The following is a 25791-nucleotide window of genomic DNA, read 5'->3' as shown; positions in this document are numbered from 1 at the left end:
ACGATGTAAACATGAATATGGTATTATCGAAAGTTAAAGGGGTATTAAAAGGTGTGTGGAAACAATGGATCGAAAAAAAGCCGCATCAGTAGCTGGAGCATTGGTCATTGCCGTAGGAATTTGGCTGTTTCAAAGCGGGAAATTTAAAAGTGAAGCCCAGGCAGATAAGTTTACGAGTACGTTTTTGGTCGATCATGAACAAACAGACAATGGATTTGAATTATTTACTTCGGATACCAATCAATATAGCATGTGGTTTCCGCTTCAGTATGTTATTCATAAATCTTCTTATAAAAGCAGTGAAGATGAAAGTGAAGTATGGACAGCATCAACGAAGGAAAATGATTCATACAATGCTGGGAAAATAACGGCTTTATTTTCTAAGAAAAAAAGTAAAGCAGCTCAAAAAAAAATGGATGCGTTTCAGCCTGATTACATGTTAAAAGGTAAAAATGCAACGATTTATGTGAAAAAACAAACAAGAGATGGAAAGCATAGCATTTATCATGCTTATGTGAATGATGATTATTCAAGCAGGTATATTTACTATACGTTTGAACTCAGAAGCAGCGAACAGACAAACAGTACAAAACAGCAGTATTGGGTAGAAAAAATTCTTCTAAATACACAGTTTCAAAAAAACTCAGCTGAATAGTCAGCTGAGTTTTTTCGTAAGGATTCATAATGCTTTTGCTTTTTTATGTAAACGGGTACAATATGAGTAAGGAGGCCTTCGTATGATTGAAAAACAAGCAGTTGGTGAAAAAGCAGCACAATTTGTTGAAGATGGAATGATTGTAGGGCTAGGAACAGGTTCAACAGCTTATTATACAATTGTCAAACTAGGTGAACGAGTAAAAAATGGATTAAACATCAAAGCGGTTCCTACTTCTCAAAAAACAGAAGAACTGGCAAGGAAACTAGGTATTCCTATTGTTACCTTAGCAGATGTTGAATATATTGATATAGCAATTGACGGAGCGGATGAAGTGGATAGCGAGCTTTCTTTAATTAAAGGAGGAGGAGGCGCGCTGCTTCGAGAAAAAATGATTGCGTACGCAGCGAAGCGGTTTATCGTGATTGCGGATTCTAAGAAAATAGTGAAGACGCTAGGAGCTTTTCCTCTTCCTGTTGAAGTTATACGTTTTGGCTGGGAAATGACGGCGAAGCATATTCGCAGTGCAGGTTGTGTACCGCAGCTTAGGCTTTTAGATGATCATACGCCGTTTATCACTGATAACGGAAATTATATTCTAGACTGCCATTTTTCAGAAATTGAAAATCCTGCTGTGCTGGAAAAACAGCTTACAATGATTCCAGGCGTAGTAGAAAGCGGTTTGTTTGTAGGAATGACGGAGGAAGTCATTACCGTACAAAAACAAGAGGTTCATATCATAAAAAAATAGAAGCTTTGGCGTCGGGCCTAGGCTTCTATTTTTTAATTGGAAAGAACGTTCCAATTTTTCTCTAATTGATATATGTATTGAGACGCGTTCAGTACATTTGGATGAACGAAAGTATCAATTGTTTTTTGCGGACAAGCAGATCCGTATAATGAAAAAATGACAAGCTTGCTATGCTCGATTGGTGATACAACGTGAGATAAACAGCGATAAGAAGGATTTATCAAGCTTTTTACCATCTCATGAATATCTTCTTTGTCGTAAAAATCGACTTCAATTTCCGTCTTTACTAAATAACGGCTTTCAATGGCGCTGCTTCTATAATAATTGTAGCGTGCTCCGATGAAGTAGGACGGATCTGATGTTGAAACGTCCAAATTCGTATATGTTTGATCCTGCTTGCTTTTATAAAAAATAGAATCATGAGTATGCTTCATGAATTCTTGATAAGTTGTTCCATCTTCCCACAGAGCTAGAATACAAGCATCTGTTTCATCTTCCACGTTCCAACCCCCTAATTGGCCAATGAAACCATTCACGTGTGCAAGAGCAGCCCAATGCTGTTGCGTATATGAAAAAGATGCTTTTTTATCAGTCGGTATGCTGCATTTCACAATTTTTGTCAACATTCTCCCATCACCTCAATTAATTACTTCGATAAATGCAGGAAAAATCCTTCTAAAAAGAGGAAAATGATAGACATATCCCCCCTTTAAAAGCCATACATTTCAAATAGGACAATGTTAGGGAAAGAAGGGGAAATGAATGAAAGTTTTTCGTGCAAAAGCCTGTCAGTCTCCTACGCGAAAAGGCTGGTCAATTATGTTTCAGCATCCGTTTAAAAAAGATGAAAGAGGAAGATCGCACCCGTTTGTTAAACGGTTTATGTATACAGAGCAACACGATGAAATTGACATGTTGGTTGAAGAGATGAATGAACTGCTGAGAGTGCAGGATTTTTGGACAAGTACTGCAAAAGGAAGAGCAAAAGCAAGGTATGATGAACGAGTAGTGAATGCTTTTTATAACGATATTGAAAAAAAGACAAGCGAACAAATTGACAGCGAGTATGAGTACGTTCATGTAATAGGAGAACAAGGAAGCGGCAAAACATCTTTAATCCGCCAGCTTCTTGGTATAAAAAAGGAGTGCGGCTTTCTAGGAATAGGCAGTAAAGGCGCTTATTCTGCTACGTATAAGGTGAAGGATTCCCAACACTATGAAGCTGCCGTCTCTTTTTTTACGCGAAGTGAAGTGCAAAGGAAAGTGGAGAATATCCTACTAAGAAGCGCTGAAGTGTATGCTGAAGGAGGCACGGATTATGACTTGGTCTTTGAGTTATTACACGGAGATTCCTCTTTTAATCTGCGCGCTCCTTTGGGAGATATCCCATACAAAGCCCGTTATTTTAATGATGATGTTCCTTTAAGAATGAGCGACGAAAATAGTTCATTCAAACAATTTGTAGATGCAATTAAACGAGAAAGTGAAATAGTAAAAGACGCTGTTGATCAAGAAGGAAGAGATTTTGCAGAGGTATGGCATAAGCGGCTTGAATGTAGGAAGATCACTGAGCAAATGCTTCTGGCAATTGAATCTCGGTTGAGAGAATACAAGGAAGGAACGTGGGAAATAGGAGAAGACGACTGGCCAATATCCTGCCGTCTCACAGCAAAAGAGCTGTCTTTCTTTGATCCGCTAACAAATGAAGAAGAAGAAAATAACGGACGCCTTATTTATCCATTGTTTCGTAGAATTGAAGTTTCCGGCCCTTTTTCTTTTAAAAAAGGGGTAGCGATTTGCGAGCATCCATCTGTTGAATATACGGGCACCATCCACGATTCTTTTAAACAAGCAGCTTCTATTTTATACGTACATCATGGGCTTAAAGAATTAGATATTCAATTTCTTCAGCAGCTCATCGTACATGGGCACGGTGCTAAGGTAAACGTTTGTGTTACACACGGAGATTTGCTTACCTCTCCAAGCTGCCGTACGGATTATGCTAAAAAACATGCCATGGCTAAATTGATAGATGGTGCGCTTAAAAGCGTTTCACCTCTTATGAGAAAGCAGCTTCACTACTATTTAACAGTAGGGAATACGTCTGTTTTAGAATGTGTACACAAGGAATCCGAAGAGAGTCACTTTCTGTATAAAGACTTAAAGGCAGCTTTAGTATCAGAAACGAGAAAAAAGCAGCAAGAGCTGCATCCTATTTATTTAAACTTGACTGTCTCGCAGGCTTTTTATGAAGCAATGGAGTCGCTGAACATTCCTTATATGGACAGAGAAACGTGTTTAAACATTTCCTTAGGAGAGAATGAAGGACCGGTACCAGCTATTGCGTCCGCCGTTATTTCATCTGTGTATGAGCATTTTTTAAGTCAGCCGTCTGGATGGTCAAGTACCTATCATTCGGTCACCGACCGACAGCAGGTTATTCAAGAGTTGGCAGGTGAGTTCGCAACCGTCGTTTATTCCTATTTCAACGAACAGCTGCTTGAAAATACCCGTAAGGACTGGCTAGCTCTTTATAAAGAAGAAGAAGACGATCAGCCGTATAAATATAGCAGGGTCATAGAAAGTGTGATTCCTGCCAAAAACGATATCTATCAGCAGCAAATTCTTATGAGAACGGTTTATCAATTGATTAAGTATGTGGTAGAAAAGAAAGACGGCGTAATGGTTCATTAAGGAGTCCGTGTAAAAAGAGGTTTATAAATAAAAAAACAGAGCCTGATTTCAGGCTCTATTAGCGTTTGGAAATAGCAGTTAACGTATTAGGTCCGGCCACGCCGTCCACTGCTAGCTTATTGTCTTTTTGAAACTTACGCACAGCAGCTTCTGTATTGGCGCCGAAGATACCGTCCGTGCCTTTTGTATCATAGCCAAGCGCCGTTAATTTCTTTTGAAGAGCTTGAACATTGCTGCCTTTGCTGCCTTTTTTAAGCGTTTGTTTTGTGTTAATTGTTGTATCCGCTGGTGGGTTTGTTGGCTTTGGATTTGTCGGATTTGTTGGTGTCGGGTTGGTTCCAGGGTTTCCTAAAGCTTTATACGTTGATGGACCAACAATACCGTCAGCCGTTAAGCCGTGGTCTTTTTGGAACTTACGCACAGCTGAATCTGTATTGGCACCGAACACACCGTCCGTACCTTTTGTGTTATAGCCAAGTGAAGTTAGCTTCTGCTGAAGTTCTTTAACTGCATTTCCTTTACTGCCTTTCTTTAAAACAGTTCCTGTAGAAGGAGCTGGAGTAGAACCTGAGTTTCCAGAAACGTTGTACCCGTTTGCTGCTGCAATGTCATTAAATGATTTAGAAGAAGTTGTAATCACAACCGGTGTACCGACGGTCACTTTACTAAATAACCATGCCACTTCTTCATCGTACATACGAACGCATCCGCTGCTTACATATTTGCCAATGGAAGCAGGATTATTATTTCCATGAATAGCATACGTCGTGCCGTATGTACCTCTCGCATTTAGACCCAGCCAGCGGTTGCCAAGAGGATTTCTAGGGTCTCCACCAGGAATGTTCCCTGAGTAATAAGGGCGATTGACAATTTTATTCACTACTTTGAAATGCCCTTCTGGTGTAAGAGACTGCGTGCGTCCTGTTGCGACTGAAAACGTTCGGACAAGTGAACCATTTTGGTAATAAGCGAGTTTATTTGTTGCTTTGTTAATGATAATTAAATGAGATGGTGTTGAAGCAGCTTCTGTTTTTGGAACGCCTACAAACAAGCAGGCTAGAGCTAGAATAGCCGCTATGAGTACGATTGTTGTTCTTGATATTCTATTTGCCATGTGCTGCGCCTCCTTAGGCTGCATTAATGAAAAACGTATGGTGCTTTGAGCAGTGCTATAAATTCTTCACTAATAAAATAAAAGACGAATAGCTGCATTTTCTATACCTGTATGTATGCGCTTAATAAGGAAATCATTAAGTAGAAAGACTTTACTAGCGGGAATTTATAATAATAAGAATAACTAAGTTTTTCTTGATGATTTGTACAACTTTAAGAATATAAGTTTACTAATCTAGCGGATTCACATTTACATAAGCAGCACATCCTTTCCAGTTCTTTATTTTCGTGTAAAGAAATGAAAGCGTTATATAGATTGTTTTGTAATCATATTGTAACATAGTTGTATTTTTTATACCATAAAAAGACATAAAATAGTATAAAAATACTTTATATGGGTTTTATGTACAAAAAATTCAAAAGTTCAGGAGAACGAAGCTATTATTAGATATACGAAACTGGAAAAGAAGTATGCGTAGTTTTGTGGAAATAGATAAATATTCTTATTCGAATATAGGGAGGAACAGAGTAAAAAAACTACTTGCAAAGAGACAAGTAGTTTTTAAACCGTTATTTTTGAGCATACACTACAACAAAATTAAAAAATTTATAGATGCAATCCACCGTGCTAAACCCGCTTGCTGTTAGCCAATTTAACTGGTCATGTAAAGTTGCCATTTTATCTAACTTCGTACGTTCATGAGCAGCCTTAATTTGCTCATGCGTTAATCCGCTTGCGGCAATTCTTTCACTCCAGTCTTTTTTATATAACTCTTCAATAATAGAAGAATGGCCTAATACTTGATCGGCATTAATAAATATTCCTCCTGTATGCAGTAAATGATAAATTTGACCATACAGCTTTTGCTTTTGTTCGTCTTCTAAATGATGAATAGCAAGTGACGAAATTACAATGTCGAATGAGTGTTCAAATTCGTAGCTTGTTATATCTGATACAATAAATTCCATATTCTGTTCGTTTTTAAAGCGCTCCTTGGCTTTTTCAAGCATTTGATCTGACACGTCAATCAACGTGAAATGAGCATCTGGGTATCTTTCTTTGACAAAAGAAGAAAACAATCCCGTACCTGCTCCGATATCAAGTACGCGAAGCGGCTTATTTGAAAAGTGAAGAAGAGAAACGGGAATGGAATAAAAATCAAAAAAACAAGGAATAAGTTTGCGGCGCTGCTCATCATACTGAGAAGCATGAGCATTAAATTTTTCTTTCACGTTATTTTTCATTTTTACAGCTCCTTTATTTGGTAATATTGAGATACATATATCGTATAGAAGTTTGGTAGAAAAGAAAATAAACAAAAATAAGCAGTATTGATTCCAGTTTGTTATGAATAGAAAGAGATGGAGAGAAGAAAATGGAGATCAAATGGTTAAAAACATTCATCATAGCGGCTTCTTATGAAAATTTCAGGCAAGCGTCTGAAGATTTATTTTTAACACAGCCTGCTGTATCAAAGCATATTCAGCGACTGCAGCAAGAGTTAGGTGCTGAGCTTTTTGAAAAAAAAGGTAAATACATCACGCTGACTGAGGCAGGACGCTTTTTTTTGCCTCATGCTCAAAAAATGGTGAGGGCATATGAAGAAGGAGTAGGAAATTTTAAGTTATGGAAGCAAGGATATAACCGAAAACTGACTATATCCGCTGCTCCTCAAATAGCAGCATCTGTTTTACCAAGCCTCATCAAACAATTTGTAGAGAGATATCCCCATATTGAAGTAACGGTTAATATCACAAATTCGTTTCAAGTGGGAAAAGACATCAGCGACAGAAGGTCAGATATTGGATTAACAAGGATGCTTCCGGGTCAGGCAGACGTTTTTTATGAGTTAATTCATAAAGAAAAAGCAGTCTTAGTTGCCCCGTTTTCTGCAGAGGCACGTACGGAACAGGAGCTGTTATCTTCCTACCGGCTGCTTACGAATAATCATCCTGTTTATTGGGAAGATTTACTCCTTCAAATCAAGGCTTGTTATCCTCACATTCAGCTGCTTCCTGTGACGCAAGTAGAAATTACAAAGCGCTTTATTGAAGAAGGTTTAGGCGTATCTTATTTGCCATTTTCTATGGTGAAAAAGGAAGTTGAAAATCAAACGTTAAGCGTCATTTCACAGCAAAAAATTATCCGGCCTTCTTCACATACGTATATCGTAACAAAAGGTGAAACGGAAGAAACAAAGCAGTTTAAGCACTTTGTAGCTGAGACCTTAACAGAAACGAGTTGAAATGATACCATAAAAAGGAAGGGGGGATGGCAATGTATATATTAATAATACTTGTAGCAGCAGCGGTCTTAGCAGACGTTATCTTGAGAAAAGTCCTTGATATCCCTCGCAGCAAATTTTGGGGAAAATATGAGTATGAAAGTCTAGCTTTAGGCCGATGGGATAAATATGTGACGATAGCTTTTGTTCTTTGTCTGTTATTTGATATGATCTTTATGTTTGTAGAGCCTTATATCGTATCTTTCCTATTTTTAGTCGTGAATATTTTGTTAAAAAGTATAGATGAATGGAAATACAAACAAGAAACGAAAGAGTACGTAACAAGCTTTGTACAGATGGGATTCTTCTTTACAGCTTTTGTTCTATTAGTCAGCGGAATTGTATAGAAAAAAGAGCTTTACCTATGGCAAAGCTCTTTTTATATTATTTAAAAATATGATCAATGTCTTTAATTTCAGAAGAAGTGAGCTGAACATCTAATGTTTTTAAGTTATCAAGTACTTGATCAGCGCGTTTTGCTCCTGGAATTAATACATCAATTGAATCGCGCGTTAAGTACCAAGCCAGAACAAGGTGAGCTACTTCTACGCCTTTCGAGCTAGAGATTTGACGAAGACGCTCTACTTTTTCTAGATTTTGCTGAAATGCTTCGCCGATAAAATGAGGCATATCTTCGCGCAGGTCATTAAACTTTGTATTTTTATCATATTTCCCAGCAAGTAAACCAGCAGCTAGCGGAAAGTATGGAATAAATGAAATGCGGTTTGCAGCCGTATAAGGTAAAATATCGTTTTCTGCTTCTCGCTGAATTAAGTTATATTGGCCTTGTACCACGTCTACATAACCATCTTTATTTGCTTCTTTTAACTGATCTAACGAGAAGTTTGATACGCCAATAGAACGGATCTTACCTTCATCTTTTAATTCTTTTAACGCACCAACCGCTTCGTCTTTAGGTGTGTTTTTATCTGGAAAGTGAATATAATATAAATCGATATAATCTGTTTGAAGGCGTTTTAAGCTATCTTCAACCGACTGTTTTAAAAATGCAGGAGAATTGTCTAGCAGTACTTCATCTCCAACAATTTTATGTGCTCCTTTTGTAGCGATCACCGCTTCTTCACGATTCCCGCGTTCTTTTAGCACTTCGCCAATTAATTCTTCAGAACGTTTAGGACCATAAATGAACGCTGTATCAAGTAGGTTTATGCCATTATCTAGCGCCTTATGAACAAGGTCTTTGCCGACTTCTTCGTTTAGGTTAGGATATAAGTTATGTCCTCCTACAGCGTTTGTTCCAAGTCCAATAGGATTAACATATAATTCGGATTTTCCAATCTGCACTTTTTCTGCCATGTCTAACGTCCATCTCCTTTTTTATATCTTCTTTTTTACTATAGCAAAATATACCACGAATCAAAAATAGTAAGCTCATATGAAAAGCAGCTTTAAAAAAGTATGTGAACTTGAGTTACACGTAAATAAGGAGTATATTCTACGTGGCTCTATTTCAATAGCAGAAATAAAAAAAGAACCTCTTTTAAATAAGAGACTCTCTTTTAGTCATGGTAATATGATAACTTTTTGACAGCTGAAATGTTTCAGCGAGCTGCCTGCGTCCTTGCGCTCCTTGTTCGCGCACATAATCTAATTCGTTTGGTGTAAGAAGCTTCATGCTAATCAGTTTAATAGATTCGTAAGGTAAAGAGAGGCTAGCTGAAACAGAAGGAGACTGAACTCCTAGCAATACACCAATATCTCCATTTTTATTTACAAAATGAGGCGGTACGTCCAAATCCGTAAATTCAATTGAAAGAACATCATGTTTCATGAATAGTTCTAGCATATTAGGGTGAGCGGCAGCATTTTGACTCATTTGATAAAGAAGGTCAAATGCCCAGTGATCCTGAATATCCGATAAAGGTCCGCGAAGAGATTCATCATCGCATTCGATATAGAATTCTAATCCCTTTCCTTGTCTTTGGCTCTTTTCTTCAGGTAGTTGAAACGGATCGGACAAGCCGTCGCTTGCTAAAATAACCGTCTCTGTTTTTTGAACACGAATAAAAGTTTGACGTCCAGACGGCCAAGCAGGCCCGCCAAAAAACATGGGATTTAACAAATGAGTTAATACGTCTCCGTCTACATGTCCAATTGTGTTCCAGTAGTCTTTTCTTTTTGAGATTGATTCCTCAAGAACACGCTCTACTTCTTTTTCCTGCTTCTTTTGCTTCCACTTTAAAAATAATGACAAGTATCCCACACCTCTTTACGACTTCATAGTACCCAATATATACCTCATTTAGGGAACTCGTAAACCATTATTTAGTGTATAAAAGTAAATTATTCCTTTAAATTATAAAATTCCCAAAGTTTTCTCGGGGGATTATAGAATTTTGTCTTTAATAAATCAGGTGAAAAATCAAATAAGCCACATAAACGGCCTGTGCGAAAAATAAAAATCCCCAAAAGCGTGCTGAAAGATGGGTAAGCTGCTTTAAACTTGTAGCGTCACCCGCATCGTTTGGGTATTTGATGCTTAACACAAAAATAATAAAGGCGGAAAATAGAGATTCTACAAGTAACAGTGCACCAACAAACATCATGCTGTAGCGCATAAGCTGTGGATCTTGCAGATAATAGATGCCTCCGAGGATCAAACCGATAGAAAATAGCCATACAATTCCGTATCCGTTACGTACCCAAAGCAGTAAATTAATAACAACAACACTTCCTAACCCGTAAAAAAGCCAGTCGTAGTGGTTGTGAACGAGCAGGTAGAAAAACAAATAAGCCATTGCTGAGCTGAACGGGTAGCCGGCTAAGGCAATAATGACGCGCGGCAGCCATCCACGGGATCCCGCGTAGGTGGCAGTCACAGCTACACCTTCATTATTGGTGTAAAGCTCAATGCGATTGACGCCTTTTCCGACAATAAGCCCCATTAACGCGTGGCCATCTTCATGAAACATCGTATTTAAATTTGAAAAATAACGTCCAATATGCCTAAGCAGTGTATTAATGCTAGGAGCAAATGAACCTATAAATGGAATGCCTCTTGTTAGCACAAAAGCTAATAAAATAAATAAGAAAAGCGTAGTAGATTGTTCCATCGCGATAGTCCTTTTCGTAAAATGATATGTTTCTACTTTACTCGCAAACGTGCTAAAAGGGAAATGAAACGGCTAGTTTCTCTAGGAAAAGAGAAGTTGGGAGACTTACATAATATTAGTGTAAACAGACCTGACACATTCATTGACCAACTTATTCCAAATTTTATATTCTAAACAGATATAAGAAATGAGGAGATGGTTGAATGAAAGATACGTGGAACGCATTTGTAGACAGTGATCTTTACGTACCTCCAACGGGAACGGGGATGTTAAATAACTTGAGTTTTGCGTTAAAAGACGTATTTGATGTACAAGGACATATATCAAGTGCAGGAAATCCGGATTGGCTCGCCACGCATCAGCCTGCAAGCGAACATGCAGATGTAGTAGCTGCTCTTTTAAAAGAAGGAGCTGCGCTAAAGGGAGTTACGCACACGGACGAGCTTATGTACGGACTAAATGGAGAAAACGCGCATTATGGAACACCGGTAAACCCAAAAGGCGCAGATCGAATTCCGGGAGGCTCTTCGAGCGGATCAGCGGTTGCTGTCGCAGCGGGAATAACTGATTTTGCGATTGGAACAGATACGGGAGGATCGGTTCGAATTCCGTCAAGCTACTGCGGTATTTTTGGGTATCGTCCTTCTCACGGACGCATTTCTACAAACGGTCTAATTCCACTTGCTCCAAGCTTTGATACAGTTGGTGTAATGGCTAGAGACGGCCACACTCTGCAAAAAGTAGGAGCGGTTTTATTGAACTCAACGTCGCGTGCTAGCGGTTTTACAAGACTTTATGTAGCAACAGACGTTATGGAACTTGTGGATGAACAAAGCATGCAAGCTCTTGCACCACCTATTAAGCACGTAATGAAGTCTTTTTCTACTACAGAAGAAATAGTAATTGCCCCCCAGGGTTTTTCTACATATATGGAAACTTTTCGTTTGCTGCAAGGAAAAGAAATTTGGCAAACGCACGGAGAATGGATTCAAAAAGAAAACCCAACGTTTGGAGACGATATCGGAAGCCGCTTTCAATGGGCGAGCACTCTTACCTTATTAAATATGAATTATATAGAAGAAAAGCGTCGTGAACTTCGCTATTTTATGTACTCACAGCTTGGAGAAGACGGAATATTAGTGCTTCCTACAGCTCCAGGACCCGCGCCTATAAAAGATGCAAAAGGACCGAAGTTAGAAAACAGAAGATTGCGAACACTTCAAATGACGTGTATTGCCGGACTAAGCGGACTTCCGCAAGTTACGATACCTGCGGGAGAACTAGACGGTTTGCCAATCGGCTTATCTTTTATTGCGGGATACAACCAAGATGAAAAATTATTAAATTGGGTAAAAGAAAACAGCGATCATATCATTCAAGCATCGGTAAGGAGCGTATCATGAAGTTAGTAAATATAATAGAGCAAGGGAAAGAACAAGCAGCTATTTTAGACAATGACAGCATTCTGCTTATAGAAGATATTAATGCTAAATATTTAACAAACTGGTCTACAACAATTTGGGATCTTATTCAATATAAAGAACTTCGCCACCTTGAAAGATGGTACGCCCATAATAAATTTGGTATGAACAGCTCTTTTCCCGCACTGCACTTGCAGGGCAGAAAAACAGCTCCTATCATTAGTAATCCGTCAAAATTGTTAGGCATTGGATTTAATTATGCAGCTTCTGAAGAAAAACTAAAAGACTACGACCGTGCCATTGATCCAGTTAGTTTTTTGAAACCCGCAACCGCCATTATTGGACCAGATGACAGCATTCGTATTCCAAAGCAGTCCTACAAAACAACGGCTGAAGCGGAACTAGCGGTGGTAATCGGCGAAACGTGTAAGGATATAGAGCCAGATGAAGCCATGAACGTAATTGCTGGTTATACGTCAGCCATTGACGTAACCGCAGCTGATATTCACGCGGCGAATCATCGCTACTTAATGCGAGCGAAAAGCTTTGATACATTTTGCAGTATAGGCTCAGAATTTATCACAAAAGAAAGCATATCAAACGTGAAATCACTTCAAGTGCGCACATTGCTAAACGGAGACATGCAGCATGAAAATACCGTGTCTAATATGATTTACGACATCGCATACTGTGTTTCATTTTTCTCAAAAGTCATGACGCTGCATCCAGGTGATATCATCTTAACCGGAACGCCGGGACCCGCTGTTATTGAAGACGGGGACTGTATTGAATGCCATATTGAAGGCATGCTTCCATTAAAAAATAAAGTGAAAGATATGAAGAAAGTGCCTCAGCAAATCTAGTAAATAACCCCTGTAAAGAACAGGGGTTACATGACTGTTTATTTCGAAACTGGAAGTGTTTGTCCACTGTCCTTTTTCGGAATAGGAAACGCACCTAAAAATAATGCGTTTGTAAGAAGAAATTGTTTGAACAATACATGACATATCAAAGGAATCAATGTTCCCATTACTATGTATAAAAAGACGGTAGATATGCCGGTGTATTTTTCTATTAAAATAGTAACCGGTACGTGCAAAAACATAATGGTAAACGAGGATTTCCCCACGTATTCAAAAGGCTTACTCCACTTTGTTAAGCTCATTTTTTTGCTTATATATACAAGAATGCTTGCCGCGCAAAGAGGAATAATCAAATCAAGCAGCCATGTATAAACGTTTGCTTTAATATCTAATGTATAAGAAAGAACGCTGAGCTTTTCTAAAACTACAATCAATAAAATGATCAAGCTGCTCAGAATTACGGTGCTTTTTCTCTCAACAAACGAAAAAGCTTGTCTGCTGTAATATCCAATTGCGTAATAACAAATGGATAGCAAAACGGAATTGGCGCTCCATATAATGTTTTTTTGCTGAAGAAATGGAAAGCTGACATAAATATGAGCGATGAAATAGCATAGAGCTAAGAAAAGAACCATTGAGCTTTTTCTTTTAATCAGTAGAGCTGCATAGGCAAAAACAAGGTGAGTTAAGAATAAACAAGTGACAAACCAAAAAACACCGTAATAATATCCGAGAGTTCTCCCGCCAATACATAAATGGTAGATGTTTAGTAACACTTCCCGAACGTTAAATGTTTGAACAAAAATAAGGGCTGCTATTAACAGGCCAAATGAAAAATAAGGGATAAGTAAACGCATCCATTTTTTCAAAATCCATTCTCGTACTTCTTGTATTCTAGAACGTGAGTGAAACAGATAGCCGCTAATCATAAAAAAGAGAGGCATGTGAAACCAAAAGAAATAATGATGAAAAAAAGGGCTGCCAGAATGCCCTGCCACTACTGTAAGAATACATAATCCTTTTAGCGCATCTAGCCATGAATGGTGTTTGCTCATTAAGCTTTCATTCCTTTAATAAGTAAATTAGTTCCTGCTATATTATCTAATTCTCTGTGAAAAAGAGCAATAAAAATTTCCTTCCCTTTTCTTCATAATGAGTTCATATTGATTGTCTATACTAATAAAAAATATAACCGTATCGCTGCAGGATACTGAAAAATGAAATATTTACAAATGGAAAAGAAACGGGTACGATATCTGTAGCGACACTTAATAAAAAGGAGCTGACTGACAGTATGATTTTAGTCATCGGAGGAGCAGGCTATATCGGAAGCCACCTAGTAAAAGAATTAGTGAAAACAAATGAAGTTGTGGTACTTGATAATCTATCAACGGGTCACCGCTGGGCAATCGATGAGAAAGCGGTATTCGTAGAAGGAAATCTAGGTAATGAGAAAGATTTAGAAAGCGTATTCACAAATCATAAAATTGATGCTGTCATGCATTTTGCTGCTAATAGTTTAGTAGGGGAGTCAGTAACAGATCCTCTTAAATATTATCAAAATAACGTAGCTGCGACGTTAACCCTTTTACAAACGATGATGAAGCACAATGTGAAAAAGTTTATTTTTTCATCTACTGCTGCTACATACGGGATTCCTTCTGTAGATATCATTACAGAAGATACGGCAACAAACCCAATTAATCCGTACGGACGTTCAAAGTTAATGATCGAACAGATTTTAGCTGACTTTGCAAGTGCTTACGACATGGAATATGTTGTGCTTCGTTACTTCAACGCAGCGGGTGCTTACGAAACAGCAGAAATTGGCGAGTGCCATGATCCTGAAACGCACTTAATTCCAATCATTCTTCAGCACCTGCTTGGTGAACGTGAAAACATCTCTGTATTCGGCTCAGACTACGATACTGCAGACGGAACGTGCATCCGTGACTACATTCACGTAACGGACCTAGCAAATGCTCACATTTCAGCGCTTCAGGCACTGTTAGACGGCACGAAGAAAACAGCAACGTACAACCTTGGAAACGGCCTTGGCTACTCTGTAAAAGAAGTGATCGAAACGTGTGAAAAAGTAACGGGTAAAAAAGCGAATGTTGTAATGGCAGACCGCCGCGCTGGAGATCCGGCACGCTTAGTCGCATCTTCTGATAAAATTCACGCAGAATTAGGCTGGAAAGCGCAAATTTCATTAGAAAAAATCATCGCATCAGCTTGGAAATGGCATCAAAACAGCGCAAAAGTAACAAATTAACAAAAAGGCCTCTTTTTTCTTTGAAAGAGGCTTTTTTGTTACGATTAAGTTGATTTATGTTCTAAATAATCATTTTTAAAATCCAGTGTTTTAGCCCACGAACAAGCCTTCTTCTTTTTGGACATTTTCGCTAAACAAGCACGACTTTTATTCTTTTCCATATGCTATAGGTAAATATACCACTCACAACTATCCCCGTTTATAAAATAGCCCGCAAGGAGGTTATGATATGTATTACTGTGTAAGATGCTCCAAATTTCATGACGAACAGGAAAAAGAAAACATCTTTCAAAATGGTTTTTACATTGATCCCTATTTGCTTCAAAAAGTCCATCTAGGCATGTGCGTCCACAAATCCCCATCAATCAAACAAATGAGAGCCGTAGAACGATTCGAAACGAAAAAAATGTAGAATTCACATTCACCAATAAGAAGCTAGATCTAACCAGGTCTAGTTTTTTCAGTGAATAACAGCTTTCTTCAGCTATCTTTCATGTAATATTAAGAGAAATTTAAGACAAGCCCGCTATACTAGTTAGTAGACGTATACATAGGATATGGTACGTTAAGAAATTGAAACAGCAGTCCGTTTTATAAACTAGAAAGGATGGCGTCAAATGATTTCTGAAAAACAATCACTTTTGTTGAAAGAACAAGCAAAGCTTCTCGCATTAAAAGAACATAAAGGCATTGTCAAATCCATATCGCTGAGTAAAATACTCACTCTTCCTATTTATACAGTAGACATCCTTACGTTAAACGGAGAAGAGCACAAAGTAAAAATTAACGCCGAAACCGGCAATGTTTTGAAAGAAAAAACGATTCCTTTAACCAAAAGCCGTGCAAAAGCATACGCGTTAAGACAGCATAAAGGTATTATCGAATCGATTGTTCTCACTAACAAGCAGTATGAAATTGTGATTCTTGGACTTGATGGGAAAACCCACAGCGTGAAAATTGACGCTGAAATTGATGTGCTGGCACAAGGAGAGCGAAACATTCAGTAAACGTCCTATATTATGTAATCAACCTCACTTTGTTGAAAGTGGGGTTTTCTTTATTGAGAGAAATCATTAATAAAGGTAACAATGATAAAAAAAGAAGTGATTATTTCTTTAATAGAAAGGGTAAGTGATAGTAAAAAATAACCACTTCCTAATTATGGTTCTTTGATTCGTTCTGCTTATGACTCTCCCATTATAAGTATGATAGTATCGAACATGTATAAAACATAGGTTATAACATAACTAAAAGGGTGTGCGACAATGAAAAAACGTACGAAGACCATTATTGCAGTCATTGCAGGAGCTGCTATTTTAATAGGAGGAATATGGATGATAAACGAAAGCCGATACCCAAACGTCCCTGCTTTTGATGATCACTTTACGCGTGAATTCTTAAACAAAGATAAAAAAGTGGACGATGGGTTTTATGAGTTTAAGTCAAAGACAGGGCAGTATACGATGTGGTTTCCGGAGGAGTTTCAAATGTTGCATGATGCTTCAGAGTATTACTCTATAAATGGAAAATCATATGAAAATTGGTCTGCTTCATATAGGAATATCGATGAAAAAAATAAATCAATATACTATATTAAAACTGAATTTTCAAAGAATGATAAGAAATCTGAACCTGTTTATGTGAAGGGATTATTTGAAGAGCAATTAAAGAACAATAATCCTAAAGAAATAGAAACTTCACATACTCGCATATATTATGACTATGCTTATGCATATTTCAAGGGAACTGAAAGGCATGTAGTACATAACAGTAAAATCCATTTACCTAATACTTATACTGCTTATGTAGCAGATAAAAACTCTAATAAGGTTATAGAATTTTCATACGATAGTATAGGTGAAGGTACAGAAACTAGCCAAGAAAAAAGGAAGTTATGGTTTTTGACAATATTAAAAAGTATTAATTTTAGCGAGGTGAAAAACCTTTATTAAGTAACGATATAAGAAATAAAATAACTCAGCTTGAGTACAGTGGATTATCAGGAAAAGAAAAAGAGATTACAAGGATTTATAAAGAGGCTACAGGTGAAAATCCACCTAATTTTAAAATATATAGCAGCGTCGAAATGGGAATAGGTAACAAATCTGGGTTTGATGGGGCAGCTATTCATTTCCATGATAAAAAACATAATATCAATGAGGTTTATTATGTTTTTAGAGGAACAGAACCTTCTAAAGATTTTGGAGATGTTGTATATGATGCTTTAGGGATTGGAGCAGGTAAAAGTACTCAACAAATCAATGATGCAAAAAAAATGTATCAGCAAGTTGAAACAAAGATTAAAAGTTCTGATGAAAAACTTAAAAGGTATGGTGATGGACACTCCTTAGGAGGACATTTAATAGTAACTTTGAGCTTAATGACAAAAAGTTTTAAAGATATAAGGGCATTGAATGATGCACCAGTTAATTTAAAACAATTAGAAGCTTTAGATAAAGAATTTGAATTGTATGTGTTTCACCAGACTGGGAAAAAAGATGGAATATCTTCAAAGAAATTAACAGAACTAGCCAACACCTACTACGAAAAACAAAAAGCTACCATCAGCCATACCTGGGTAAAAGGTGAACCTATGCATGCTCAATCTTTTCCAAACAGCTGGTATGCAGGTAACAAAGTGACGATGCTTGGAGATTTAGATACAGAAGAAATGATTAACATTGGGAAATATCCTTTTCAGAAAGAAGCAAAATGGAACCCAGTGTATATGATAGACCAATTCCGTTATAACCTTGGAGTAAAGACAACATTAGGCGGTTTAGGGTTTGTTAATGATCATGTGAAACAAGAAACGTTGCTTAACTTGCCAGAAACACGTGATCAATACCTTGAGAGTGTAAAAAGATATCCTTTTCTTCATTTTGGAGAGATTAAAGCAGGTATAGGAGTAGGAGCAGTAGTAATGGTAAATACATTTACTAGCCCTGGAGCAACATTTCAGCTTGTTAAAGGAATATCTCAAAGTAAACAAGCAAAACTCCACGGAATTAATTATGTTGTCAAATACACAGAAGCTAATGCTATGAAGACGTATTATCAGGTTTTTGATTCAGGATCTCAGGAAGAAATCTTACTAGATTATGAACAAATGAAGAAGTTTGTTTATTACTGTGCTAATGCCATTAAAGATAAAGAAGCAAACTTAAATGCACTAAAGCAGTATTTACATAGTGAAATTAACGAAGTCTTCGAAGCTAAGAAGAAAAAGTTAAAAATGAAGATATCCAGAGAAGAAGCTTCTCCCCAGTCATTTATGGAAAAGGCAGATAAAGACGGCGCTACTCTCGCTTGGTTTGGACAAAAGCGTGTGGCTGAAAAAGTGACGTTTGACAAAACGTTTGACCCGCTAGACGATAGTGTATTTACCCCTGTTGAAGAAATTATTTCTTCTATTCAAGAGGAAGTTACATACTATCAAAAGTTTCTTGAAGCGTTCTTCCAAAATTTCGAGAAGATGATGGAAGCTGACGAATCGGTAGCTTCAGATATTAAAAGCATGAAAGAAGTAGTAGGGGGGATTTAATTGTTTGATTTTACACACACAGGAACAACGAGCGGTAAATACATGTTTGAATTTGATGGTGACGACTTCAAAGACGAGCAGGCAAAAAGGATTAAAGAGTTAATCAAAAAGGATCAAGAAGTAAATGAAAAGCTTTGGCATGCTAAAAGCTATTTAGAAAACCAAACGGGTGAGTTTGCGGATGCGGTTAAAAGTAAATTAGAAGCAGCAGAGCGGGGATATACGCTACGAGCTCAGCAGTATGATACTGGAGCATTTCAGCATATTATGAGTTTTATGCATTCTATTAAAGATATGCATAAGAGAGAGTACGAAATTCGATATAAAGAATCAATGGATGAAAGTGAATTAACATAAGGGATACTGCTATTCCTCAGACAGTGGTCTGAGGGATTTTTATATGTTGAACAATTTACATTAAGTCCTATTTATTTCAAAAGAGTAATAGAGGGAGTGTAGGACAATGAAAAAACGTACGAAGACCCTTTCCGCAATCATTACAGGAGTTGCTATTTTAATAGGAGGAATATGGCTGATAAACGAAAGCCGCTACCCAAACGTCCCTGCTTTTGATGATCACTTTACGCGTGAATTCTTAAACAAAGATAAAAAAGTGGATGATGGGTTTTATGAGTTTGAGTCCAAGACAGGGCAGTATACGATGTGGTTTCCGGAGGAGTATCAGTTGTTACATGAAAATGAACAACAATATGTTAAAAGTGACGATTTTTACGAAAGGTGGAAAGCTTCATCAGTCAAGAAGCATAAAAAAGGAGATCAACTAAATTATTTACAAGTCGAACTATCAGAGAGTAATCCTGATGATGAATCTATTTATGTAGAGAGTCTATTTAAAGGTGAGTTTGGCGCAAATAATCCTGAAAAGTGGGAAACAGCTAATACCCGTATATATTTTGATGCAGCTTATCTTTATTTTAAAGGAACAGAACAACATGTCATCCATGACAAGAATAAACATGCTCCAAACACATATATAGGATACGTAGCAGATAAGTATTCTAATAAGGTAATTGAATTATGGTTTGATGACAGTTTAAATCATCAAACTAATAAGGGGCTTGAGAAAAGAGAGTGGTTTGTAGAAATATTAAATAGTATTCGTTTTAATCAAGAAAATAGCTCAACTTGAATACAAAGGCTTATTTGGTAAAGAAAAAGAAGTCAGAGAGATTTGTGAGTCTCAATAACTTTTAAAAAAGGTATGTCGAAGGAATAAGAACAGATATAACAATTCTAAACTATTCAATATATACAAAGTGAAGTTTGTTCTAAACAATAAAAAAGGATGGGCGACTATGAAGAATCGCATGAAGACTGTTATTGGAGTAATTGTAGGAGTCGCTATTTTAGTAGGAACAATATGGCTGATAAACGAAACACGCTACCCCAACGTGCCAGCTTTTGATGATCACTTCACCCGTAAGTTCTTGAACAAAGATAAAAAAGTAGATGATGGTTTTTATGAGTTTAAGTCCAAGACTGGCCAGTATACGATGTGGTTTCCTAAAGGCTATCAGCTTATAAAGGAGAACGGAGAAGATTACGTAATAAACGGTAATTCTTATGAAAGGTGGATAGCGAAAGAGGTGAATAACAAAGCTGGAAATGCTGGGGGAAGTTATATGGAAATGACATTTTCAAACGCAAGAAAGGCTGAAAATGAATCCTTTACTGTAGACAATATGTTTAAAGAACAGCTAAATGTTACTAAGCCTAATACGTTTGAAACTTCTAGTACAAGAATCTACTATGATTCAGCTTATACATATTTTAAAGGAACACAAGAAGTAATTATGCATCCTAATAAAGAACATGCTCCAAATACATATATAGCATATGTAGCGGATAAACATTCTAATAATGCAATTGAACTGTGGTTTGATAAAAGTGAAAAAAGCAGAAAGAATGATGAAGTAGAAGAGAAAAAATGGTTCCTAACAATATTAAAAAATATTAAGTTCCGTGAGGGAAATGAAGCTTAATAAAGCTCATGTTGAACGATAATTTAAGAAATAAATCAATTTAGCTTAAATACCAAAACCTATCTAGTAAAAATAAAGAGGATGTGCAGATATGAAAAAAAGGATGAAGACCATTATTGCAGTCCTTGCAGGAACGGTTATTTTAACAGCAGGAATATGGCTGATAAACGAAAGCCGCTATCCCAATGTCCCTGCTTTTAATGATCACTTCACGCGTAAGTTCTTGAACAAAGATAAAAAAGTGGATGATGGTCTTTATGAGTTTAAGTCAAAAACTGGGCAGTATGCGATGTGGTTTCCAGAGGAGTATCAATTAATACATGAAAATGATGAAGATTATGTCGTGAGTGGAAAAATGTACGAAAGATGGGTAGCAGCTTATACCAAAGAGCATAAAAAGGAACATCAAATTAATTCTATCAGTTTAAAGTTTTCAGAAGGAAGAGATCCAGAAGATGAATCTTTTAGCGTAGAAAGTCTTATGAAAAATCGTTTTAATGTAAGTGAACCAAAGGTAATAGAAACTTCTAATACTAGAATTTACTATCAATCTGCTTACATTTATTTTAAAGGACCCGAGAAGCATGTGATAAATGACAGTAAAGAACATGTCCCAAATACATACGTAGCCTATGTGGCTGATAAGCAATCGACAAAGGTCATTCAATTATCAATGGATCAGGTTGGAGATTTTATAGAAGATAGTAGCTTGGAAAAGAATACGTGGGTTTTAAATATGTTAAAGAGTATCCATTTTAAAGCAGAAAATAATGGAGATGCCAGAAGATGAAAAAGCATACTAAAACTATTATTGCAGTCATTATAGGAATAACTATTTTAATAGGCGGGGTATGGATGATAAACGAAAGCCGCTATCCAAATGTCCCAGCTTTTAATGATCACTTCACCCGTAAGTTCTTGAACAAAGATAAAAAAGTGGACAATGGGTTTTATGAGTTTAAGTCGAAGACAGGTCAGTATACGATGTGGTTTCCAGAAGAGTATCAAGTTTTACATAAAAAGAGAGAGGATTATGCTATCAATAATGATTCTTACGAGAGCTGGTGGGCTGTCTACAATGAAGAAGTTGAAGGTAAAACACAAGCGAATTATATAAAAATTGAGTTTTTAACCAGTAATCCTGCAGATGAGAGTATTCACGTTGAGGCTTTATTTAAAAGAAGATTTGGATTAAGTGTTACTAATAAGATTGAAAATTCACAGACGAGGATTTACTATCAATCAGCTTATATTTATTTCAAAGGAACAGAAAAGCGTGTAATAGTAGATAAGAAGAAACATATTCCTAATACATACTTGGCATATGTAGCAGATAAGCATTCTAATAAAATAGTACAGATTTCCTTCGATAGTAGCGATAAATATAAAAGCGGTGATGAAGAAAAAAAGCAAGAATGGTTTTTAAAAATGCTAAAGACTATTCATTTTAACGAGGATAAATAGTAGAGAATTTATAGAGAAGAAGAGGTAACAAGTTAAATGAAGAAAGTTATAGGATTTGCTTTAGCTATTAGTATATTAGCTGTAGGTATAATGTTTTTTGGTAATGCTGTATATAGGCTATTATCGTTGATTTTCCAACTAGCATCTATTTATCAACATGAGCAATTTGTCTATGATTACAAACTAACGATAAGAGGTTATTGCGCTAAGTATATGGTAAACGTAAATTTCACATATTAGATGCTTCTAGCGATTGATTGGAGGGCAAGGCGAAGACTCCTGCGGGAAAAGCGGAACAGGTGAGACCCCGCAGGAGCGTAAGCGACGAGGAGGCTCAGCGGCCGCCCGCGGAAAGCGAAGCCTTGCATGGAAATCAACCGCGGTGTCACAAGCAGTCCAGCTCCTTTATCCAATTTGTTCGTTTTAGATGAGATTGATTTCGCTCTTTTTTGAAACATCCTTTACAGCCTATCTATCAAAAGCATAAAAGCCTCTAAAACACTTCTTTGTTGCTATCATAAGCCTCCAGCAAGTCCCAAAATACTAAATCGCCTAATGGAATATCTTACTTTTAATGGACAATTATCTGTTTTTAGGATATATTTTTATAAGTTTAGGTTATGGAAGAAATAGTATATTGAAAACGAAAGGTGATTAAACGAAAGAATGGATGCTCATGTTTTAAAGGAACTGACGTATGAAGACTTTCAGTTTGTATATCAGCCTATTTATGCGCTGGATTCGTGGGAGACGCTGGGTTTTGAGGCTTTGCTGCGCACAGCTTTCGCAAAAGGGCAAATTGAAGAGTTGTTTTCACTGGCAAGACGCCATGATTATTTGTACAAGCTTGATACGATGGCAATTGAAGGGGCTATAAAGAACTTTCCGTTTGAGGTATTGAAATCTGAGGATTTATTTATCAATGTGTTTCCCTCTACTCTTCTCCACCCGCATTTCCAACGGTTTTTAGCATATCTGTTGAACACCTATAAAAATGCGAAACATCGTATTGTATGGGAGTTAAATGAAACGCTTCATGAAAAAAAATTATGGGAATCGCCTGCTCTTTTTGCCCGAGTAATGAGTTTGAAAGAGGCCGGTTTCAAAATTGCGATTGATGATTTTGGAGCAGGGGCCGCAGCGATGAGGCAGGTAAGCATGTATGAGCCTCACTATATGAAATTGGACCGAAGCTATGCTGAAGGACTAGCCGACTGCAAGCAAAAGAAAGATCTGATTGATTTGCTTGTTAATTATTATCCGCATACGAATCTCATTTTAGAAGGCGTTGAACGAGATAAAGATTTAGCCGCAGCGATTTCGTTAAACCTACATGCTGCTCAAGGCTATTTACTGGGAATGCCGCAGTCAATCTCTTCCTACTTAACTTATAATAAGTACCGCAGTTTATTCAGACGAGAAAGGCTATTAAACTCTTAAACCATAAACTTCACGGAATAGATAATTTATCGTAATATGAGAACGGGTAATTAGACTTACATGCAACGCAGATATCTTGAATTTTTATAAAATTATGTGATTTTGTACTATTGTTAAAATATTTTAAGAGATAAAGAAGACGTGTTGGTTCGGGAGAATGAGTGAATTGCATATCAAAACAAGACGTTTAGTGAAATTCCAAAGGCAGATGGAGGATATTTAGTATGTATAGTGAAGGGGTATTCCAATTTTATTTTATGAATATGCCGCAGCCTGTTATTTTAATTCAGCAAGAAAAACATCAGCTGTATTATAAAGAATGTAACAAAGCAGCTCAGCAATTCTTTGACAAAATGGAAGACAAGATAATCAATAAAGAAGAAAATCTGCTTTTTTACACACTTTGTGAAAAAGCCATTGCCACGAAAGAACCGATTCAATATCAATACATACAGCTTTTTCAGCCCGACCGGCATGCATATGAAGTAACTTTTACTCCTCTTTTTAATCAAGCGACAGCCCCTTCACATGTCCTTGTCATGGCTCAAGAAATTCATTATAAAAAAACACAGGAAGAGAGCACGCGTTTACTCGATGCGTTTCTAGAAAATACGGTAGACGCCATTCTAATTGCTGATTGTGATGAGAAGGTCTTAACAGTCAATGGAGCATTCGAAAAGCTATTTCAGTGGAGAAAAGAAGAAGTTATCGGAAAAAGCCGTCAAGAGATGAACATCGTGTCAAAGAAAGAGGAACAAGAAAACCTTAAATTAATCGAAGAATTAAAAAATGGTAAGACGCTGTCTCCTTATGAAACAGTCAGGTACACAAAAAGCGGCGAAGGCGTGTGTGTATCTGTCAGCTGTTCACCGATTTATGACTATCAAAATCAACTGGTCGCCTATTCAGTGATTTACCGAGATATCACAGCTATTAAAAAATTAGAATTAGAGCTCATAAAAAGCAAACAGTGGTACAAATCGCTATTTACAAACCACCACCACGCAGTTTGTATGCTGAATTTGGACGGTGCGATTTTAAATATTAACAGCGCATTCTTAGAAACGCTGCAGCTTTCTGCAAGCGATGTGCTGCATAAAAATTACCGAGACATTGCTAAAAGACTGGGAGCCTGTAATTACAAACGTTGGAATGTATATGAAGAAATTAGTTATAGTACAGAGATAACATTCCGAAGAAGCCAACATTCTATACAACATGTTTATATTACAACGATTCCTGTCAAAGTAAATAATCAAACGGTTGGCGCCTATGCAATCTTACACGATATTACGCCTCAAAAAGAAGCAGCAGAACAGCTGGCGTATACGCTGAAAGAACTTGAAAATATAAAATATGCGCTTGATGAATCAGCTAGCGTTATGATTATAAATGCAAGTGGAACTATTACCTATGTAAATGATATGTATGTACAGTATTCAGGTTACGAAAAAGAAGATTTAGTAGGGAAGTATTATCGAGATGCAGGGCTTAATCATGATCATCATGAGCTGCTTGAAACAATAAAAAGCGGAAAAGTATGGCGAGGACAGCTTGAAATGGGGACGAAGCATCATCAGTCATACTGGGTATCGAAAACAATTGTGCCGTTAAAAGATATAGACGGAAATATTACTCATTATGTATCCATTCATAATGATATTACTGAACAAAAAGCGCTAGAAAATAAACTTCATTTTGAAGCCACTCACGATAGTTTAACAGGTCTTCCCAACCGGGCAATGTTATTAAAAGAGTTAAATAAAGTAATTGAAAAAGGGCAGCAAAAAAGCGATGAGTTTTTTGCGCTTTTGTTTCTTGACTGTGATAATTTTAAGCAGATTAACGATGAATATGGCCATCATATAGGCGACGAATTTCTAAAAGCATACACGAAGAGATTAAAGAGCTGTGTGAGGAAAGGCGATCGTATTTATCGTTTGGGCGGAGACGAGTTTATCATTATTTTAAACGTAACAAATGGACGAGAAATTGAACAAATTGCTAGGCGAATTCACGTATCTCTTCAGCAAAGCTGGAATGTACGGGGCTATTGTTTGCGCACCACAACTACCATCGGCGTCTCTATTTATCCAGAAGACGGGGAATCGGCTGCTTCATTATTAAAAAATGCAGATGATGCGTTATATAAAGGAAAAAGAGAAGGGAAAAATAATTATATCCTCTATCAAACGTAAAAAAAGCCTCC

27 protein-coding genes are annotated in these 25791 nt (G+C 37.1%); 20 read left to right on the top strand and 7 right to left on the bottom strand.

The genetic code is table 11. The annotated features are described in order from the left end of the window. Nucleotides 1–64: 64 nt before the first annotated feature. Both ACWATA_RS19245 and rpiA read left to right on the top strand, forming a co-directional pair. Complete coding sequence (locus tag ACWATA_RS19245) at nt 65–655, top strand: YvcA-related protein (protein WP_047751546.1); 591 nt, start codon at nt 65–67, stop codon at nt 653–655. Between the two features lie 82 nt (nt 656–737). After that, the gene (rpiA, locus tag ACWATA_RS19240; protein ID WP_098113750.1) at nt 738–1406 is read left to right on the top strand and encodes a ribose-5-phosphate isomerase RpiA; all 669 of its coding nucleotides are present in this window, start codon (nt 738–740) and stop codon (nt 1404–1406) included. A 32-nt stretch (nt 1407–1438) separates the two neighbouring features. Here the strand turns inward: rpiA and ACWATA_RS19235 are convergent, their stop codons facing one another. Beyond that, nucleotides 1439–2032: a YdbC family protein gene (locus ACWATA_RS19235; RefSeq protein ID WP_013055735.1), complete on the bottom strand. Its 594-nt coding sequence runs from the start codon at nt 2030–2032 to the stop codon at nt 1439–1441. A 136-nt stretch (nt 2033–2168) separates the two neighbouring features. On the opposite strand from ACWATA_RS19235, the gene ACWATA_RS19230 reads away from it, so the two are divergent. Then, nucleotides 2169–4100, top strand: coding sequence for a hypothetical protein (locus ACWATA_RS19230; protein ID WP_430053807.1), 1932 nt, complete (start codon nt 2169–2171; stop codon nt 4098–4100). Nucleotides 4101–4158: 58 nt separating this feature from the next. Here the strand turns inward: ACWATA_RS19230 and ACWATA_RS19225 are convergent, their stop codons facing one another. Together ACWATA_RS19225 and ACWATA_RS19220 are read right to left on the bottom strand one after the other, a co-directional pair. Continuing rightward, nucleotides 4159–5214 carry a L,D-transpeptidase family protein gene (locus tag ACWATA_RS19225; protein ID WP_014461286.1) on the bottom strand — a complete coding sequence of 352 codons (1056 nt, stop codon included), beginning with the start codon at nt 5212–5214 and terminating at the stop codon, nt 4159–4161. A 569-nt stretch (nt 5215–5783) separates the two neighbouring features. Next, the gene (locus ACWATA_RS19220) at nt 5784–6458 is read right to left on the bottom strand and encodes a class I SAM-dependent methyltransferase (protein WP_430053805.1); all 675 of its coding nucleotides are present in this window, start codon (nt 6456–6458) and stop codon (nt 5784–5786) included. Between the two features lie 131 nt (nt 6459–6589). On the opposite strand from ACWATA_RS19220, the gene ACWATA_RS19215 reads away from it, so the two are divergent. Both ACWATA_RS19215 and ACWATA_RS19210 read left to right on the top strand, forming a co-directional pair. Beyond that, nucleotides 6590–7459 carry a LysR family transcriptional regulator gene (locus ACWATA_RS19215; RefSeq protein WP_034269863.1) on the top strand — a complete coding sequence of 290 codons (870 nt, stop codon included), beginning with the start codon at nt 6590–6592 and terminating at the stop codon, nt 7457–7459. A gap of 32 nt (nt 7460–7491) precedes the next feature. After that, complete coding sequence (locus ACWATA_RS19210) at nt 7492–7845, top strand: DUF4181 domain-containing protein (protein WP_034269866.1); 354 nt, start codon at nt 7492–7494, stop codon at nt 7843–7845. Nucleotides 7846–7882: 37 nt separating this feature from the next. On the opposite strand, the gene ACWATA_RS19205 is transcribed toward ACWATA_RS19210, so the two are convergent. From ACWATA_RS19205 to ACWATA_RS19195, 3 genes are all read right to left on the bottom strand, one after another. Next, a complete protein-coding gene (locus ACWATA_RS19205; RefSeq protein WP_098626066.1) occupies nt 7883–8815 on the bottom strand; it encodes an aldo/keto reductase in 933 nt (310 codons plus the stop codon). A gap of 184 nt (nt 8816–8999) precedes the next feature. After that, the gene (locus tag ACWATA_RS19200; protein ID WP_230683440.1) at nt 9000–9722 is read right to left on the bottom strand and encodes a suppressor of fused domain protein; all 723 of its coding nucleotides are present in this window, start codon (nt 9720–9722) and stop codon (nt 9000–9002) included. A gap of 139 nt (nt 9723–9861) precedes the next feature. Beyond that, nucleotides 9862–10572: a M50 family metallopeptidase gene (locus ACWATA_RS19195; protein ID WP_033578221.1), complete on the bottom strand. Its 711-nt coding sequence runs from the start codon at nt 10570–10572 to the stop codon at nt 9862–9864. Nucleotides 10573–10775: 203 nt separating this feature from the next. Between ACWATA_RS19195 and ACWATA_RS19190 the strand changes: the two genes are divergently transcribed. Further along, complete coding sequence (locus ACWATA_RS19190) at nt 10776–11975, top strand: amidase (RefSeq protein ID WP_473050111.1); 1200 nt, start codon at nt 10776–10778, stop codon at nt 11973–11975. Then, nucleotides 11972–12856 (top strand): fumarylacetoacetate hydrolase family protein, encoded by an 885-nt coding sequence (locus ACWATA_RS19185; RefSeq protein ID WP_473050109.1) that lies wholly within the window; start codon nt 11972–11974, stop codon nt 12854–12856. Before ACWATA_RS19190 ends, ACWATA_RS19185 begins: the two co-directional genes overlap by 4 nt. A 38-nt stretch (nt 12857–12894) precedes the next feature. Here ACWATA_RS19185 and ACWATA_RS19180 read toward each other — a convergent pair whose 3' ends face one another. Then, entirely contained in the window at nt 12895–13911 is a 1017-nt protein-coding gene (locus tag ACWATA_RS19180; protein WP_311265090.1) for an acyltransferase family protein, read from the bottom strand. 239 nt (nt 13912–14150) lie between these two features. On the opposite strand from ACWATA_RS19180, the gene galE reads away from it, so the two are divergent. From galE to ACWATA_RS19115, 13 genes are all read left to right on the top strand, one after another. Beyond that, nucleotides 14151–15131 (top strand): UDP-glucose 4-epimerase GalE, encoded by a 981-nt coding sequence (gene galE / locus ACWATA_RS19175; protein WP_028412269.1) that lies wholly within the window; start codon nt 14151–14153, stop codon nt 15129–15131. A 229-nt stretch (nt 15132–15360) separates the two neighbouring features. Further along, nucleotides 15361–15543 carry a DUF3973 domain-containing protein gene (locus tag ACWATA_RS19170; protein WP_013055747.1) on the top strand — a complete coding sequence of 61 codons (183 nt, stop codon included), beginning with the start codon at nt 15361–15363 and terminating at the stop codon, nt 15541–15543. A 205-nt stretch (nt 15544–15748) separates the two neighbouring features. Further along, nucleotides 15749–16138: a PepSY domain-containing protein gene (locus tag ACWATA_RS19165; protein WP_340843069.1), complete on the top strand. Its 390-nt coding sequence runs from the start codon at nt 15749–15751 to the stop codon at nt 16136–16138. A gap of 258 nt (nt 16139–16396) precedes the next feature. Next, nucleotides 16397–17083, top strand: a complete 687-nt coding sequence (locus tag ACWATA_RS19160) for a YvcA-related protein (RefSeq protein ID WP_473050108.1) — start codon at nt 16397–16399, stop codon at nt 17081–17083. Between the two features lie 8 nt (nt 17084–17091). Next, nucleotides 17092–18675 carry a DUF6792 domain-containing protein gene (locus tag ACWATA_RS19155; protein ID WP_473050235.1) on the top strand — a complete coding sequence of 528 codons (1584 nt, stop codon included), beginning with the start codon at nt 17092–17094 and terminating at the stop codon, nt 18673–18675. Further along, entirely contained in the window at nt 18676–19032 is a 357-nt protein-coding gene (locus tag ACWATA_RS19150; RefSeq protein ID WP_155726339.1) for a hypothetical protein, read from the top strand. 106 nt (nt 19033–19138) lie between these two features. Continuing rightward, the gene (locus tag ACWATA_RS19145) at nt 19139–19825 is read left to right on the top strand and encodes a YvcA-related protein (RefSeq protein ID WP_251439236.1); all 687 of its coding nucleotides are present in this window, start codon (nt 19139–19141) and stop codon (nt 19823–19825) included. A 166-nt stretch (nt 19826–19991) separates the two neighbouring features. Then, entirely contained in the window at nt 19992–20678 is a 687-nt protein-coding gene (locus tag ACWATA_RS19140) for a YvcA-related protein (protein ID WP_473050107.1), read from the top strand. 91 nt (nt 20679–20769) lie between these two features. Then, nucleotides 20770–21468 carry a YvcA-related protein gene (locus tag ACWATA_RS19135; RefSeq protein WP_473050106.1) on the top strand — a complete coding sequence of 233 codons (699 nt, stop codon included), beginning with the start codon at nt 20770–20772 and terminating at the stop codon, nt 21466–21468. Next, entirely contained in the window at nt 21465–22142 is a 678-nt protein-coding gene (locus tag ACWATA_RS19130; RefSeq protein WP_473050105.1) for a YvcA-related protein, read from the top strand. Before ACWATA_RS19135 ends, ACWATA_RS19130 begins: the two co-directional genes overlap by 4 nt. Nucleotides 22143–22395: 253 nt before the next feature. Continuing rightward, nucleotides 22396–22569 carry a hypothetical protein gene (locus tag ACWATA_RS19125; RefSeq protein WP_189643439.1) on the top strand — a complete coding sequence of 58 codons (174 nt, stop codon included), beginning with the start codon at nt 22396–22398 and terminating at the stop codon, nt 22567–22569. Between the two features lie 239 nt (nt 22570–22808). Next, complete coding sequence (locus tag ACWATA_RS19120) at nt 22809–23582, top strand: EAL domain-containing protein (protein ID WP_221832717.1); 774 nt, start codon at nt 22809–22811, stop codon at nt 23580–23582. Nucleotides 23583–23806: 224 nt separating this feature from the next. Continuing rightward, entirely contained in the window at nt 23807–25780 is a 1974-nt protein-coding gene (locus tag ACWATA_RS19115; RefSeq protein WP_340843071.1) for a diguanylate cyclase domain-containing protein, read from the top strand. Nucleotides 25781–25791 lie beyond the last annotated feature (11 nt).

Source organism: Priestia sp. USM5, assembly GCF_058323215.1.
This window is presented reverse-complemented; position numbering and strand designations above follow the sequence as displayed.